The 13,699-nt window shown below is 62.1% G+C and carries 14 protein-coding genes and 1 pseudogene; 7 read left to right on the top strand and 8 right to left on the bottom strand.

Annotated features, from left to right (window positions below; all coding sequences use genetic code 11):
- Positions 1 to 63 precede the first annotated feature (63 nt).
- Positions 64 to 1,467, bottom strand: a complete 1,404-nt coding sequence (locus AC2FMN_RS15480; RefSeq protein WP_496689251.1) for an aminotransferase-like domain-containing protein — start codon at positions 1,465 to 1,467, stop codon at positions 64 to 66.
- Positions 1,468 to 1,566: 99 nt separating this feature from the next.
- Between AC2FMN_RS15480 and AC2FMN_RS15475 the strand changes: the two genes are divergently transcribed.
- Positions 1,567 to 1,794: a DUF1127 domain-containing protein gene (locus tag AC2FMN_RS15475; protein WP_496682912.1), complete on the top strand. Its 228-nt coding sequence runs from the start codon at positions 1,567 to 1,569 to the stop codon at positions 1,792 to 1,794.
- Positions 1,795 to 1,856: 62 nt separating this feature from the next.
- On the opposite strand, the gene AC2FMN_RS15470 is transcribed toward AC2FMN_RS15475, so the two are convergent.
- On the bottom strand, positions 1,857 to 2,300 hold the full coding sequence (locus tag AC2FMN_RS15470; RefSeq protein WP_496689249.1) for a PaaI family thioesterase: 444 nt from the start codon (positions 2,298 to 2,300) through the stop codon (positions 1,857 to 1,859).
- Between the two features lie 49 nt (positions 2,301 to 2,349).
- Here AC2FMN_RS15470 and AC2FMN_RS15465 point away from each other — a divergent pair.
- The 4 genes and pseudogenes from AC2FMN_RS15465 to gluQRS all read left to right on the top strand — a co-directional run.
- A pseudogene (locus AC2FMN_RS15465) lies at positions 2,350 to 3,144 on the top strand (enoyl-CoA hydratase); the annotation flags it as partial.
- Positions 3,145 to 3,417: 273 nt separating this feature from the next.
- On the top strand, positions 3,418 to 4,785 hold the full coding sequence (gene trmFO, locus AC2FMN_RS15460; RefSeq protein WP_496689248.1) for a methylenetetrahydrofolate--tRNA-(uracil(54)-C(5))-methyltransferase (FADH(2)-oxidizing) TrmFO: 1,368 nt from the start codon (positions 3,418 to 3,420) through the stop codon (positions 4,783 to 4,785).
- Positions 4,786 to 4,794: 9 nt separating this feature from the next.
- Complete coding sequence (locus AC2FMN_RS15455; protein ID WP_496689247.1) at positions 4,795 to 5,409, top strand: class I SAM-dependent DNA methyltransferase; 615 nt, start codon at positions 4,795 to 4,797, stop codon at positions 5,407 to 5,409.
- On the top strand, positions 5,406 to 6,311 hold the full coding sequence (gene gluQRS, locus AC2FMN_RS15450) for a tRNA glutamyl-Q(34) synthetase GluQRS (RefSeq protein WP_496689245.1): 906 nt from the start codon (positions 5,406 to 5,408) through the stop codon (positions 6,309 to 6,311). Before AC2FMN_RS15455 ends, gluQRS begins: the two co-directional genes overlap by 4 nt.
- 10 nt (positions 6,312 to 6,321) lie before the next feature.
- On the opposite strand, the gene hisI is transcribed toward gluQRS, so the two are convergent.
- Positions 6,322 to 6,711 carry a phosphoribosyl-AMP cyclohydrolase gene (hisI, locus tag AC2FMN_RS15445; RefSeq protein WP_496689244.1) on the bottom strand — a complete coding sequence of 130 codons (390 nt, stop codon included), beginning with the start codon at positions 6,709 to 6,711 and terminating at the stop codon, positions 6,322 to 6,324.
- 48 nt (positions 6,712 to 6,759) lie between these two features.
- On the opposite strand from hisI, the gene AC2FMN_RS15440 reads away from it, so the two are divergent.
- Together AC2FMN_RS15440 and AC2FMN_RS15435 are read left to right on the top strand one after the other, a co-directional pair.
- On the top strand, positions 6,760 to 7,212 hold the full coding sequence (locus tag AC2FMN_RS15440) for an iron-sulfur cluster assembly scaffold protein (RefSeq protein WP_496689243.1): 453 nt from the start codon (positions 6,760 to 6,762) through the stop codon (positions 7,210 to 7,212).
- A gap of 57 nt (positions 7,213 to 7,269) precedes the next feature.
- Positions 7,270 to 7,908 (top strand): MarC family protein, encoded by a 639-nt coding sequence (locus tag AC2FMN_RS15435; RefSeq protein ID WP_496682892.1) that lies wholly within the window; start codon positions 7,270 to 7,272, stop codon positions 7,906 to 7,908.
- A gap of 181 nt (positions 7,909 to 8,089) precedes the next feature.
- Here the strand turns inward: AC2FMN_RS15435 and AC2FMN_RS15430 are convergent, their stop codons facing one another.
- The 5 genes from AC2FMN_RS15430 to sciP all read right to left on the bottom strand — a co-directional run bounded on the left by AC2FMN_RS15430 (position 8,090) and on the right by sciP (position 13,698).
- Positions 8,090 to 8,212 carry a hypothetical protein gene (locus tag AC2FMN_RS15430; RefSeq protein WP_262504552.1) on the bottom strand — a complete coding sequence of 41 codons (123 nt, stop codon included), beginning with the start codon at positions 8,210 to 8,212 and terminating at the stop codon, positions 8,090 to 8,092.
- A gap of 112 nt (positions 8,213 to 8,324) precedes the next feature.
- Entirely contained in the window at positions 8,325 to 10,415 is a 2,091-nt protein-coding gene (recG, locus tag AC2FMN_RS15425) for an ATP-dependent DNA helicase RecG (RefSeq protein ID WP_496689241.1), read from the bottom strand.
- The gene (gene ligA, locus AC2FMN_RS15420) at positions 10,412 to 12,538 is read right to left on the bottom strand and encodes an NAD-dependent DNA ligase LigA (RefSeq protein ID WP_496689239.1); all 2,127 of its coding nucleotides are present in this window, start codon (positions 12,536 to 12,538) and stop codon (positions 10,412 to 10,414) included. Before ligA ends, recG begins: the two co-directional genes overlap by 4 nt.
- Before the next feature lie 121 nt (positions 12,539 to 12,659).
- Positions 12,660 to 13,376 (bottom strand): response regulator transcription factor CtrA, encoded by a 717-nt coding sequence (gene ctrA / locus AC2FMN_RS15415; RefSeq protein ID WP_149775137.1) that lies wholly within the window; start codon positions 13,374 to 13,376, stop codon positions 12,660 to 12,662.
- A gap of 85 nt (positions 13,377 to 13,461) precedes the next feature.
- Complete coding sequence (gene sciP, locus AC2FMN_RS15410; protein WP_496689238.1) at positions 13,462 to 13,698, bottom strand: CtrA inhibitor SciP; 237 nt, start codon at positions 13,696 to 13,698, stop codon at positions 13,462 to 13,464.
- Position 13,699: the final 1 nt, after the last annotated feature.

Raw genomic sequence — 13,699 nt, 5'->3', positions numbered from 1 at the left:
CAAAGTGTTTTAAGCGTTTATTTTCAATGAGTTGCAAAATAGGTATTTATTTACCCCACAAAGTCAGACGCTGATTTGCTCGGGTGGATTGTCCAGCAGGATACGCAGGCGCAACATTGCTTCTTCGAATTTCCGCAGGGAGACGTGTCCGTTCATCGCGATGCGCACAGCGTTTGGTGCGCGCCCGTCCCGCAGGGCGAATTCATCGGCGGATCGAATCTGAATCCCCTCACGCTCGGCCGCGCGACTGAAAGCAGCGGCGCGCCAGCCTGACGGCAGGTGCAGCCACACAAAGGGAATTTCCGGATCCCAACTCAAATCGAACCCGCCCAGAGCATTCACCGCCACACGCACATACTCCCCCATCTTCACCCGCACATCCCGCGCCAGTCGACGGGCCGCGGGATCGGTCAGCAGCAGACGGGTCAGTTCGGCCAAAGGCTGGGCAAGGCCGAAATAGCCGTATTCGGCCGACCGACGTAGATCACTGCCGCGGTCACGCGGAGCGATGGCAAAACCCACACGCAGGGCCGGTGTCAGGGTCTTGGAAATGGACGAGACATGCCAGCCGCGATCGGGCGCCAGCGCCCGATAGCTGGGCGCACGCGCCTCGCCCATGCGATAGCAATCGTCCTCGATGATCTGCAGGTCGTGCCGTCGGGCGATCTCGACCACTTCCTGACGCCGCTCCAGTGGCGTGTGGCTGCCGGTCGGGTTCTGCACCTCGGGCGAGACGCAGATCGCCTGCGCCGGAGTCTGGCGCAGTACATGATCCAGCGCTTCGGGGTCGATGCCCCACTTGTCCATCTTTACCCCGACGACCTCGGCCCGCATCAACTCACCGGCGCGGCGGAACCCGGCATAGGACAGGTCCTCGACCAGAACCACGGGTTTCGGCCCGCGCAATAGGGTCTGGAACACAACGCACAACCCGCTTTGGCCACCATGGGTCAGCACGACGTCGTCGGCGTTCAAAGCGCCAAGCGGCAGGTCGGAAAGCCAGTCGACCACCGCCTGCCGCACGCCCTGATAAGCCTCGCGGGTGGGATAGTTCATGAACAAGGCCGGATCGCTCTGCGCCACGCGGGCAAGGCAGGACCGGATCAGGGCCACCTGCCCCACATCCGGCAGACGGGGGCTGAATAGGCTTACATTCTTTTCGTATTTGTCATCGCGCAAATGCAACTGCCGCGACCATACGTCATCCAGCAGAGGCGTCTTCGGCGGCGCCACGAATGTACCACGTCCGACCTCGGCGCTCAGCAATCCCTCGTCGGTCAGGATCGAATAGGCCCGCGCCACCGTACCGGGGGTGATCTTCAGCCGATAGGCCAGCTCGCGCACCGGCGGCAGTTTCGCTCCAACCTTTAGCGTATTGTTTTCTATGGCCCTTCGGATTGTGTCCGCCACAAGAGTATATTTGGGTCCCTTGGATTCAGGCAACGCCTGCGGCCAAATTGTATCCATTACAATTCTTCCTTTGCCTTCATCACAATCCCGAGTGTACCACGACAATGTACCGAGCATTTAAGTTTTGTGTCAATACAATTTTGGAAGGATACCCAGATGACACGCGCAATGCACACCTCCGCCCTTCTGCTGCTGAACGACAGCCCGCGGCTGCCGTTGGTCGCCGCATTGGCCGTACGGTTTGCGGCTACTGTCACCAAATGGGAACGTCGGCGCCGCAGCCGCATCAATCTTGGCAAGCTGGATGATCGCCTGCTGCGCGATGTCGGACTGAACCGCTTCGAGGCGGACCGCGAAAGCCGACGCCATTTCTGGATCGAATAAAGCATCCCCAGTCCCGTTCGCGGGACCTCTTCCTGGGCCGGGGGTCAGTCCCCGGCCTTTTTTCATCCGAACGCCGCCGCAGCCGAGCCCGCGGGGGGCAGCGAATAGGTCATGCTGGCCCGGGCGCAGGGGGCGTCGGCCCCGTCCGAATACATCAACACGTCCCCCACGGCCAGCGACCGCCCCAGCTTGAGCAACCGGCAATGCGCGATCAGATCGGTGCCGCCTTCGGGCTTGCGCAGGAAATCCATCGAACTGTTGGTGGTCACCGCCAGCGATTGCCGGCCCTTTCGCGCCAGAACCATCGAATAGACGCACACATCGGCCAGGGCGAACATCGAGGGCCCGGACACGGTGCCGCCCGGGCGCAGGTGCCGGTCTTCGACAACCAGGCGCATGGTGATCGTGTCCTCGGTCAGGGCTTCGATCACGAAATCCCTGTGTACCTGCGGAAAGACCTGCGCCAGGTACTGCGACAGTTCTTCCTTGTTCATTGCCAATGACATGCTTCCCCTCCTCGATTTGCCGACCTAGAGTTGGCCCGACAGCCAGCAGGAGGGCAAGATGGCAATTTTGGAACGTAGCGACACCGGGGCGATCACCCATCTGAAACTGAACGCGCCCGAGCGGCTGAACGCCCTGAGCGACGAGATGCTGGCCGCGATGCAAACCGAACTGGACGCCCTGCGCAATGACCGGTCCATCCGCGCGGTGATCCTGTCGGGCGCAGGCAAGGCTTTCTGCGCCGGCCACGACCTGAAACAGATGACGGCGGGCCGTCAGGCCGAGGACGGCGGCAAGGCCTATTTCACCGACCTGTTCAACCGTTGCGCGCGGATGATGATGTCGATCCAGTCGCTGCCCCAGCCGGTGATCGCGCAGGTTCACGGGATCGCTACCGCAGCGGGATGCCAGTTGGTGGCGACCTGTGATCTGGCCATCGCGGCAGACAGCACCCGGTTCGGTGTGAACGGCGTGAATATCGGCCTGTTCTGCTCGACGCCGATGGTCGCGCTCAGCCGCAACATCCCGCGCAAACAGGCCTTTGAAATGCTGACCACCGGCGACTTCATCCCGGCCCAACGCGCAGCCGAGTTGGGCCTGATCAATCGCGCGGTCCCCGAAACCGAGTTACAACAGGAAACATGGGCCCTGGCCGAAAAGCTGGCCTCGAAACTGGGGGCTGCCGTCAAGATCGGGAAGCAGGCGTTCTATGAGCAGATCCAGATGCCGCTGGAACAGGCCTATGTCTATGCCGGAGAGGTAATGGCACAGAATATGATGCATCGCGACACCGAGGAAGGAATTTCCGCCTTCATCGAAAAACGACCGCCCAATTGGACGCAATGACGCAAAGGTGATGAACAAAATTCTGGAATGTTCGCATTTTTTCACTTTCCAAAAGGGCAACTCTGTGGCAATGCTGAGACAGAGCCTAGGCTCTGACATTCTTTTGGGTCGCCGTGGGCGGAAGGTCCCTCCAGCCGGTCTCTCTCACTGGCGCTAAGATTCCCGCAGCGGCGACCCCAAGATTTTTCCCCTTTTTCAATGGCTTGACGCAGCAGTGCGTGTGAGTGTGGCTGACCGTTGCGCAATCGGCCCGCGTGGCTTATGTGAACGCGCATGACACAGAAATTGCATATCGTGGGCGGCGGCATGGCCGGATCCGAGGCCGCATGGCAGGCCGCCGAGATGGGTGTGGACGTCGTGATTTACGAAATGCGCCCCGAAACTGGCACCTTTGCGCACCAGACCGGCAACCTGGCCGAGATGGTGTGTTCGAACTCGTTCCGGTCGGACGATGACGAGCAGAACGCCGTCGGCCTGCTACATTGGGAGATGCGCGCGGCCAACGGGCTGATCATGGCCAGCGCTGATGCCCACCGCCTGCCCGCCGGCGGTGCCTTGGCCGTCGACCGTGAGCCTTTTGCCGAGACCGTCACCGCGCGCCTGAAAGCGCACCCCCGGGTCAGCGTCAGCCATGAAGAGGTGACAGAGCTGCCGGACCAAGGCCACTGGATCTTTGCCACCGGCCCTCTGACCTCACCCGCCCTGGGTCAGGCAATCCAGCGCGAGACCGGCGCCGAAGCGCTGGCCTTTTTCGACGCGATCGCCCCGATCGTCTATGCCGACACGATCGACATGAGCAAGGCGTGGATGCAGTCGCGCTATGACAAGGGCGAGACCGAGGAAGAACGAACCGCCTATCTGAACTGCCCGATGGACCGCGACCAGTACGAAGCTTTTATCGATGCGCTGCTCGCCGCCGACAAGACCGAGTTCCACGAAGGTGAGACCGCCGGCTATTTCGACGGCTGCCTGCCGATCGAGGTGATGGCCGAACGGGGCCGCGAGACCCTCCGCCATGGGCCGATGAAACCGGTGGGCCTGACCAATCCGCACCAGCCGGACGTCAAACCCTATGCGGTGGTACAACTGCGCCGCGACAACGCTTTGGGCACGCTGTTCAACATCGTGGGATTCCAGACCAAGATGAAATACGGCGCGCAGACCGAGGTGTTCCGGATGATTCCGGGGCTCGAGAATGCCAGCTTTGCCCGGCTGGGCGGCATCCACCGCAACACGTTCATCAACTCGCCCACCCTGCTGGACGCGCAGATGCGGCTCAAAACCAGGCCGAACATCCGGTTCGCCGGACAGATCACAGGGGTCGAAGGCTATGTCGAAAGCGCCGCGATGGGTCTGCTGGCCGGACGTCTGGCGGCTGCCGAGATTCTGGGCCACTCCCTGCCCCCGGTTCCGCAGGACAGCGCCATGGGCGCGCTGATCCATCACATCACCGGCGGGGCCGAGGCCAAGACCTTTCAGCCGATGAACGTCAACTTCGGCCTATTCCGGCCGGTCGACGGGTTGAAAGGCGGACGGCGTGGCCGCAAGGACCGCTACAAGGCCTATACCGACCGCGCCAAGGCCGCATGGCAGGCGTGGCTGGCCCAAGCCGACTGGACGCAGGACGCCGCGCCCGCCTAGACTGAGCGCATGAGCAAAAAATACCTCGACAAGACCTATGAGCTGAATTCGCCCCAGGAAACGCAGGCGCATTATCAGAAATGGGCCGCGTCCTACGAGGATGAAGTGGCCGAACACGGCTATGCCACTCCGGGCCGCGTGGCCGAGGCGCTGTGGGACAGGTTTCCGCACCCGCAGGAACCCGTGCTGGATTACGGATGCGGCACGGGTCTGTCGGGCGTTGCGCTGCACAAGGCCGGATTTCGCGTGATCGACGGTATGGACCCGACCCCGCGCATGTTGGAGGGCGCCGAGGCCAAGGGCGTGTATCGCAGCCTGACCCCCTTCGAGATTACCGACCCCAGCCCCGTGCAAACCGGCGCTTATCGCGCCATCACGGCCATCGGTGTGATCGGCGCAGGCGCAGCGCCGCCCGAAACCTTCGACATGCTGATGAAGGCCTTGCCCAAAGGGGGCCTGCTGGCCTTTTCGTTCAACGATCACACTCTGCAGGACCCGGCCTATACCGTCCGCCTGAGCGAATGGCTGGACATCGGCGCCGCGCGGCTGCTGTTTCGCGAACACGGGCCACACCTTCCGGGTCTGGATTTGAAGTCCGACGTTTATATCGTTGAAAAACTGTGACATTCATCACCCGCTTCGCCCCATCTCCAACCGGCCCCCTGCATCTAGGGCACGCCTATTCCGCGCTGCTGGCCCATGACATGGCCCACGCCAGGGCCGGGACGTTTCTGCTGAGGATCGAGGACATCGACCAGAGCCGCGCCCGCCCCCATTGGGAGGCGCAACTGAAAGACGATCTGGCTTGGCTGGGCCTCAGCTGGCCCGAACCGGTCATGCGGCAATCGGATCGGCTGGACCTGTATCACCGCGCGTTGGACGCAATGTGGGCGCGCGGCCTGCTGTATCCCTGCACCTGCAACCGCCGCGACATCGCCGCGGCCGCCAGCGCGCCACAAGAAGGCCAGCCGATGCTGGGCCCGGACGGGATCGTCTATCCCGGAACATGCCGCGCACGCTGGAACCCCGATTCAGCGCGCCAGCCGCGACCGACCGACCTGCCCTTGCGCCTGAACATGGCCGAGGCCTTGAAACAGATCAACTCCGCTCTCCAACCATCTGCTAAAACGACTAATTCAGCGCTGGCATTCATCGAGCAAGGTCACGGTCCCGGCGGAGAGACCGGGGCCATCTCCATCGAGGCTGATCAACTGCGCAGTGGCGTCGGTGACGTGGTTCTGTCCCGACGCGGAATGGGCACCTCGTATCACCTGTCGGTGGTTCTGGACGATGCCGCGCAGCAGATCACCCATGTGGTGCGCGGGCAGGATCTGTTCAAGGCCACCTGCATCCACGTTGTGCTGCAACGTCTTCTGGAACTGCCGACGCCGATCTATCACCATCACCGCTTGATCCGCGATGAAACGGGCAAGCGGCTGGCCAAACGCGACGACGCCCGCGCAATCGCGAAATATCGCGAGGAAGGCGCCTCGCCGCAGGACATCCGCGCAATGGTCGGGTTGTGAGGCACCGCCGTCAGGCCAACGGCGCCATCAATTCGACCTCATCACCATCGCGGACGGCGGTGTAGAAGCAGCTGCGCCGATTGGTGTGACAGGCCGGGCCGGTCTGATCGACCAGAACCAGCAGGCAGTCGCGGTCGCAATCCACCCGCAGATCGACCAGCTTTTGCACATGGCCCGAGCTTTCGCCCTTGATCCAGAACGCTTGGCGCGAGCGAGACCAATAGGTCACGCGCCCGGTCTCCAGCGTCTTGCGCACGGCCTCGGCATTCATCCAGGCCATCATCAGCACCTCTCCGGTGTCGTGCTGCTGGGCGATGGCGGGGATCAGCCCCGTTTCGTTGAATTTCAGCGTTGACGGGTCAAACGAGACGGCGCGCGACATGGCAAAAACCTTTTGCATCCCAGAACATGGCCACTATGTATGGGGAACACGCAGCGAGGGGAACCCATGTCCGGCGAAACCGATCTGATCAAGCTTTATTCCGGCCGCATTCTTGAACTGGCCGCCGACATCCCGCATTTGCAGCGCCTGGAAAGCCCCGGTGCAACCGTCAAGAAACGCTCGCCCCTGTGCGGGTCGACCGTCACCGTGGACGTCAAAGTGAAGGATGGCCGGGTTTCCGAGTTCGGGCAGGATGTGAAAGCCTGCGCGCTTGGCCAGGCCGCGGCCTCGGTGGTCGGCGGTGCCGTGATCGGTGCGACGCGCGCTCAGATCGAGCAGGCGCGCGATCAACTCAAGGCCATGCTCAAACAGGAAGGCCCCGCCCCTGACGCGCCTTTTGACGGGCTCGAGGTGCTGATGCCCGCGCGCGACTACAAGAACCGCCACGCCTCGATCATGCTGGCGTTGGACGCCACCGCCGAGGCCATGGCGCAGGCGGAACAGGCCAATTGCGCCTGAACATGGCATTTTCAGCACGTTGCATTTAACCTCCGGCCATATTTGCCGGAGATTTCAATGGAAAACCTGCTCGAACATTTCGTGACCCTGTGGGTCGTCATCGACCCGATCGGCACCATTCCGGTTTTCATCGCCGTAACCGCCGGCATCGATGTCGCCGCGCGCAGACGGACCGCCCTGCAGGCGGCCCTTGTCAGCGCGGGCGTCCTGCTATTCTTCCTGGTGTTCGGCCAATTGTTGATCGAGGCGCTCGATATCGGCCTGAACTCGTTCCAGGTGGCTGGCGGAATCATCCTGTTTCTGTTCGCCCTGTCGATGATCTTTGGCGAGAGCAAACCCGAGGTCGACCAACGCGTGGCCGAGGAAGACCGGCAGGACCAGCTGCACCAGCACAACCCCGCAATCTTCCCGCTGGCGGTGCCGTCTCTGGCCTCGCCCGGAGCGATGCTGGCCATCGTCATCCTGACCGACAATCACCGCTACAGCCTGGTCGATCAGGGCATCACCGCGCTGATCATGCTGACGGTGCTGGCGGCCGCCTTTGTATTGATGCTGCTGGCCGAGCCGATCATCCGCCTGATCGGTCATTCCGGCGCTGCCATCATCAGCCGCGTGATGGGCATGATCCTCGCCTCGGTCGCGGCCAACTCGGTTCTGTCGGCGCTGCTGGAAATCATCAAGACGGGACAATTATAAAAAACCGCCGCTCCTTCCGGGCGAAAGGGCGGCGGCAGTCATGCGTGTCTCGTGTGGGGTCCGGGTTCCGCGCGGGGCCGAGGCACGGCCCCTTCAAGGGGTTTGGGACAGGCAGGTCACCCTTGACTGAGATGGGGATGACAGCGCGGTGCTATCGGCACGAGATCGCAGGCAGAAAGGGTCAGAACCCGACAGGCAGATGCAGCGCCACCATCAGCATCACGATCAAGGACGCCGCGCCAGCTGCATCTTGCAGCAGCGTGCTTTGCGAACGGCTGATTGCGGTCTTGATCTGGCTCAGCATGGCGTCTCCTCCGGTCTGGCTTTAATACTTTGTTGACCTTTTGTTCTCACATTTCCCCGAGTCGGTAAAGAACTTTTTGAGAACATTTGTGAACTATTCGGGGGCTGAGGCCCTAACCCACTGAAATCAAACGGATCGCTTGATCCTGTTTCATCAGCCACAGAAGAACGCGCGCCGCGTTGCCGCGCTCGGTGGTCAGCTTGGGGTCGATGGCCAGCAATGCACGGGCATCCGTCTGGGCGATTTCCATCAATCCGGCCTGCCTCTCCAAGTCGGCGATCTGGAACCGGGGCAAGCCGGATTGCGCCGTCCCGATCAGGTCGCCTGCTCCGCGCATTTCAAGATCGGTCTGCGCGATGCGGAATCCGTCCTCGGTTTCGCGCAGCACTTCCAGCCGCCTGCGACCGCCCTCACTCAGCGGGGCTTGGTACATCAACAGGCAGGTCGAGGCCCCCTCGCCGCGCCCGACCCGCCCGCGCAGCTGGTGCAGTTGCGCTAGGCCAAAGATCTCGGCGCGTTCGATAACCATGATCGTGGCATTGGGCACGTTAACGCCGACCTCGATCACCGTCGTGGCCACCAGCACCTTGGTCTGCCCCGCCTGAAAGGCCGCCATGGCCGCGTCTTTCTCGGACGGAGGCATCTGGCCATGCACCAGCCCGACCACGCCTTCGCCCAATTGCGCCCGCAGATGTTTGAACCGCTCCTCGGCGGCGGTTAGATCCGAAACCTCGGATTCATCCACCAGAGGGCAGACCCAATAGCACTGCCGCCCCTCGCCAATCGCACGTCGCAGATGGTCCACAACCTCGTTCATGCGTTGCGTGCTGACGATCGCGGTCTTGACCGGTTTGCGCCCGGGCGGCTTTTCATCAAGCACCGACACGTCCATGTCGCCGTATTGTGCCAGCGCCAGGCTGCGGGGGATCGGCGTGGCGGTCATGACCAGAACATCGGCACCCCTGCCCTTTTCCGACAGTTCCATCCGCTGGCGCACCCCGAACCGGTGTTGTTCATCCACGATGGCCAGCCGCAGATCCTTGAACGCGACATCGCTTTGGAACACCGCATGGGTTCCGACCAGAATCTGTATGTCCCCAGCCTGCAAGGCCGCCAGTTTCGCGCGCCGATCGGCGCCCTTGTCGCGCCCGGTCAGGATCTCGAGCACCACACCGGCATCTTCGGCCAGCGGGCGCAGCCCTTCCAGGTGCTGACGGGCCAGAATCTCGGTCGGCGCCATCATCACACCCTGACCGCCGGCCTCGACGGCGATCAACAAGGCCATGAAGGCCACCAATGTCTTGCCCGCGCCGACATCGCCCTGAAGCAACCGGTTCATCCGCGCGTCCGAGGCCATGTCGGCCGCGATCTCGCGGATTGCGCGCTGTTGTGCCTGCGTCGGTTGATAGGGCAGTTTTTTCAGCACCTTCGACTGCAAAGCGCCGGTGCCGACGCTGACGATCCCGCGCGACTTGCGCTCACGCTGCCGCGCCAGGGCAAGGGTCAGTTGGTGGGCGAAAAGCTCATCATAGGCCAGACGCTCGCGTGCGGGTGCGAATGGGGCAACGTCATCGGCACCGCGTGGATTGTGGGCGTCGCGGATCGCTTCGGGCCATCCCGGCCATCCCCGGCGCTGAACCAAGGCCGGGTCCGCCCATTCTGCAAGATCCGGCACCCGGGCCAGCGCGCTTTGCGCCGCCTTGAAGGCGGTTTTCTGCGTCACCCCCTGGGTCAAGTGATAGATCGGCTCGAATTCCGGGATGGACCCGGCCTGATCGATCGGCACGACATGATCGGGGTGAACCATTTGGGCCGTACCGTCAAACAGTTCCAGCTTTCCCGAAATCACCCGCCGCGCCCCTTCCGGCAGGATTTTCTTCAGGTAGTCGCCGCGCGCATGAAAGAACACGAGTTGGAAATCACTCTGGCTGTCCTGCACAAACACCCGATAGGCGCCGCCCCGGTTGCGCGGCGGACGATGGGCACCCACGGTCACTTCGACGGTCAGGGTCGCCGGCAGGTCAACGCCGTGGATCGTGTCACGTCTGCGCCTGTCGATCACCGCATAAGGCAAGGCGAACAGCAGGTCGCGCGGCGTCTCAAGCCCAATCTGCCCCAACAGACGGGCCGTTTTGGGGCCGACGCCGTCCAGCGTCTCGAGTCCCGCAAACAGCGGGAAGAGCTGCTCGGGGCGCCCGCTCATGCGTCCCCGATCAGGTGCAGCCATTCGTCTTCATCCAGGACCTTGACGCCAAGTTCGGCCGCCTTTCTGGCCTTGGACCCGGCACCCGGACCCGCAACCACGATATCGGTTTTCTTGCTGACCGAGCCGGACACCTTGGCCGCCAATGCCTCGGCCCGGGCCTTGGCCTCGGCGCGGGTCATTTTCTCGAGCGTTCCGGTAAACACGATGGTCTTTCCCGCGACCGGGCTGTTGCTTGTATCGGGCCGGACCGCATCCAGCACGTTCAACTGCGCCACCAGGTCGTCAATGGTTTTCCGCTCGGCCTCTTGCTCGAATGTAGAAACCAGGGTGCGGGCCATTACCTCGCCCACGCCGTCGATACTTAGCAGTTCCTGCCATTCGGGGCCCTCAAAACCGGCGGCGGCAGTCATCGCTTTTTCAAACGCCTCCCACGAGCCATAGTGGTTGGCCAGCAGGTTCGACGCAGCCTCGCCCACATGGCGGATCCCCAGTGCAAACAGCAGCCGGGCCAGCGGAACGGTGCGCTTTTCGTCGATCGCGGCCCACAATTTTGCAACGCTCTGCCGGCCCCAGCCCTTGCGGTTGGCCAGTTTGTTCAGGTTCTTCGCGTCGCGTTGCTGCAGCGTGAAGATGTCCACCGGAGTTTTCACGGGCAGATCAGGATCTTCATAGAACATCTCGATCTGCTTGGCACCCAAACCTTCGATGTCGAAAGCCTTTCGCGAAACGAAATGTTTCAGCTTTTCAACGGCCTGCGCCGGGCAGATGACCCCACCTGTGCAGCGGCGCACAGCGTCGCCCTCCTCTCGGATGGCATCGCTGCCGCATTCGGGGCACTTGGTCGGAAACTCGAAAGGCACGGCCCAGTCGGGGCGTTTGCTCAGATCGACGTCGGCGATCTTTGGAATCACGTCACCGGCACGATAGACCTGCACCCAGTCGCCGACGCGGATATCCTTGCCATCGCGGATCACGTTGCTCTTGGCGTCACGCCCGGCGATATAGTCTTCGTTGTGCAGCGTGGCGTTCGATACAACCACGCCCCCCACGGTCACCGGGTGCAGGCGCGCAACCGGGCTGAGCGCGCCAGTTCGGCCGACCTGAATGTCGATTGCTTCGAGCCCGGTCCAGGCCGTTTCGGCCGGAAACTTGTGCGCGATCGCCCAACGCGGCGTTGTCGAGCGAAAGCCCAACCGCGCCTGCAGCGCCAGGTCGTTCACCTTGTAGACCACGCCATCGATGTCATGGCCCAGTGTCGCGCGCTGCTCTTCGATCGCCCGGTAGTGGGACACCATCTCATCAACCGAGCGGCACAGTTGCGTCAATTCGTTGGTGGCAAACCCCAAGGCGGCCAGCCGGGACAGGCCATCGACCTGGGTACGCCCCAGCGGTTCGGACAGCTCGCCCCAAGCATATGCGAAGAACCGAAGTGGGCGCGAACGGGTGACTTCGGGGTCCAACTGGCGCAGCGATCCCGCCGCCGCGTTTCGGGGATTTGCAAACAGCTTGCCCCCGATTTCCGTTTGTTTCTGGTTCAGCCGGGCGAAATCCTCATGCGACATGTAGACCTCGCCCCGGACCTCCAGGATCTCGGGCGCATCGGTGAGAGTTTTCGGAATGTCGCGAACGGTCATCGCGTTGGCAGTGACGTTCTCGCCTACCTCACCGTCACCGCGGGTCGCGGCCTGAACCAACGTGCCGTTTTCATAGCGCAGGGACAGTGACAACCCGTCAATTTTCGGCTCGGCGGTAAATTCAGGCACTTTGTCTTCTTGGAGCCCCAGGTATTTCTGGACCGACCGAACGAAGTCCCGCACATCCGCCTCGTCGAAAGCGTTGCCCAGCGACATCATCCGAACCGCGTGACGAACCTTTTCGAACCCGTCCGACGGGCGAGCCCCGACCTGTTCGCTCGGGCTGTCCGGGCGTTTCAGATGCGGAAACCGCGCCTCGATTTCCTGATTTCGGCGCTTCAGCGCATCATATTCCGCGTCGGAAATCTCTGGAGCGTCCTCACCGTGATACAAATCATTCGCCCGCGTCAACTCGGACGCCAGGCGCGCCAGCTCCTCCTTGGCCTGGTCTTCGGTCAGGTCTTGCACGGGAATCGGATTGCTCATGGCCTCGCCCTGTCATGTCTGGTTGGCACCAGTGATAGGGCGAGGCCATGGCCAGGTCCAGACGTGCTGAGCCGTGAGTGGAATTGCCGCCCTGGACCTCCGGCGGCGTGCTCGAGGCCGATCAGGCGCCGACGGCCAGGCGGTTTTCCTCGATACCGTCCTTCTGGGGGTCGCGCAGCACGTATCCCCGCCCCCAGACAGTCTCGATATAGTTGTCGCCACCGGTGGCATTGCTGAGCTTCTTGCGCAGCTTGCAGATGAAGACGTCGATGATCTTCAGTTCCGGCTCGTCCATCCCGCCGTAGAGGTGGTTGAGGAACATCTCCTTGGTCAGGGTCGTGCCCTTGCGCAGGCTGAGCAGTTCTAGCATTTGGTATTCCTTGCCGGTCAAATGAACCGCCTGCCCGTCCACCTCGACGGTCTTGGCATCCAGGTTCACCGCGATCTTGCCGGTGCGGATAATCGACTGCGAATGCCCCTTCGACCGTCGGATGATTGCGTGGATCCTGGCCACCAGTTCTTCGCGGTGGAACGGTTTCGTCAGGTAATCATCGGCCCCGAAACCGAACCCTTTAATCTTGCTTTCGGTATCATCGGCCCCCGACAGGATCAGGATCGGCGTTTCAACTCGGGCGATGCGCAGCTGGCGAAGCACTTCATGACCGTTCATATCCGGCAGATTCAGGTCCAGAAGGATCAGATCATAGTCATACAGTTTCGCCAGATCGATCCCTTCCTCGCCCAGATCCGTCGCATAGACGTTCAGGTTGGCGTGTGTCAGCATCAGTTCGATGCTTTTCGACGTTGTGGGATCATCCTCGACAAGAAGTATGCGCATTCTGCTGCTCCAGTTCAGGTCTGTTCATTCCGGTTTGATCCGAGCCTGACCACAAATGGTTAATCTGACGTTACCGTTGATTCATTTATTCGCTTTCGCCTTTAGGTTGTCTATATTTTTTTAAGGCCGTCACCTTCAGCGCATCGATTCCGTGTTCGGCCACCGCCGCAACCCAGCTGTTGAACTCCTCGTCGCTCAGCCCATAGCGTTTCTTGGCGTCCGACAACGTGATCAGGCCATACAGTACGCCGCGCACTACCATGGCCTTCCTAGAGGCGACCCACCGACTGGTATCGGGCGGCGGCAGATCGGCCCGCGACAGA

Source organism: Ruegeria sp. BHSC037, from assembly GCF_059613045.1.
This window is presented reverse-complemented; position numbering and strand designations above follow the sequence as displayed.

What these genes read in the sequence shown, in the direction of transcription:
- AC2FMN_RS15440 (WP_496689243.1), top strand. Translation starts at nt 6,760, where the DNA reads ATGTCCGGCGAAACCGATCTGATCAAGCTTTATTCCGGCCGCATTCTT.
- AC2FMN_RS15470 (WP_496689249.1), bottom strand. Translation starts at nt 2,300, where the DNA reads ATGTCATTGGCAATGAACAAGGAAGAACTGTCGCAGTACCTGGCGCAG.
- AC2FMN_RS15435 (WP_496682892.1), top strand. Translation starts at nt 7,270, where the DNA reads ATGGAAAACCTGCTCGAACATTTCGTGACCCTGTGGGTCGTCATCGAC.
- AC2FMN_RS15480 (WP_496689251.1), bottom strand. Translation starts at nt 1,467, where the DNA reads ATGGATACAATTTGGCCGCAGGCGTTGCCTGAATCCAAGGGACCCAAA.
- ctrA (WP_149775137.1), bottom strand. Translation starts at nt 13,376, where the DNA reads ATGCGCATACTTCTTGTCGAGGATGATCCCACAACGTCGAAAAGCATC.
- recG (WP_496689241.1), bottom strand. Translation starts at nt 10,415, where the DNA reads ATGAGCGGGCGCCCCGAGCAGCTCTTCCCGCTGTTTGCGGGACTCGAG.
- AC2FMN_RS15475 (WP_496682912.1), top strand. Translation starts at nt 1,567, where the DNA reads ATGACACGCGCAATGCACACCTCCGCCCTTCTGCTGCTGAACGACAGC.
- AC2FMN_RS15455 (WP_496689247.1), top strand. Translation starts at nt 4,795, where the DNA reads ATGAGCAAAAAATACCTCGACAAGACCTATGAGCTGAATTCGCCCCAG.
- ligA (WP_496689239.1), bottom strand. Translation starts at nt 12,538, where the DNA reads ATGAGCAATCCGATTCCCGTGCAAGACCTGACCGAAGACCAGGCCAAG.
- AC2FMN_RS15430 (WP_262504552.1), bottom strand. Translation starts at nt 8,212, where the DNA reads ATGCTGAGCCAGATCAAGACCGCAATCAGCCGTTCGCAAAGCACGCTG.
- trmFO (WP_496689248.1), top strand. Translation starts at nt 3,418, where the DNA reads ATGACACAGAAATTGCATATCGTGGGCGGCGGCATGGCCGGATCCGAG.
- hisI (WP_496689244.1), bottom strand. Translation starts at nt 6,711, where the DNA reads ATGCAAAAGGTTTTTGCCATGTCGCGCGCCGTCTCGTTTGACCCGTCA.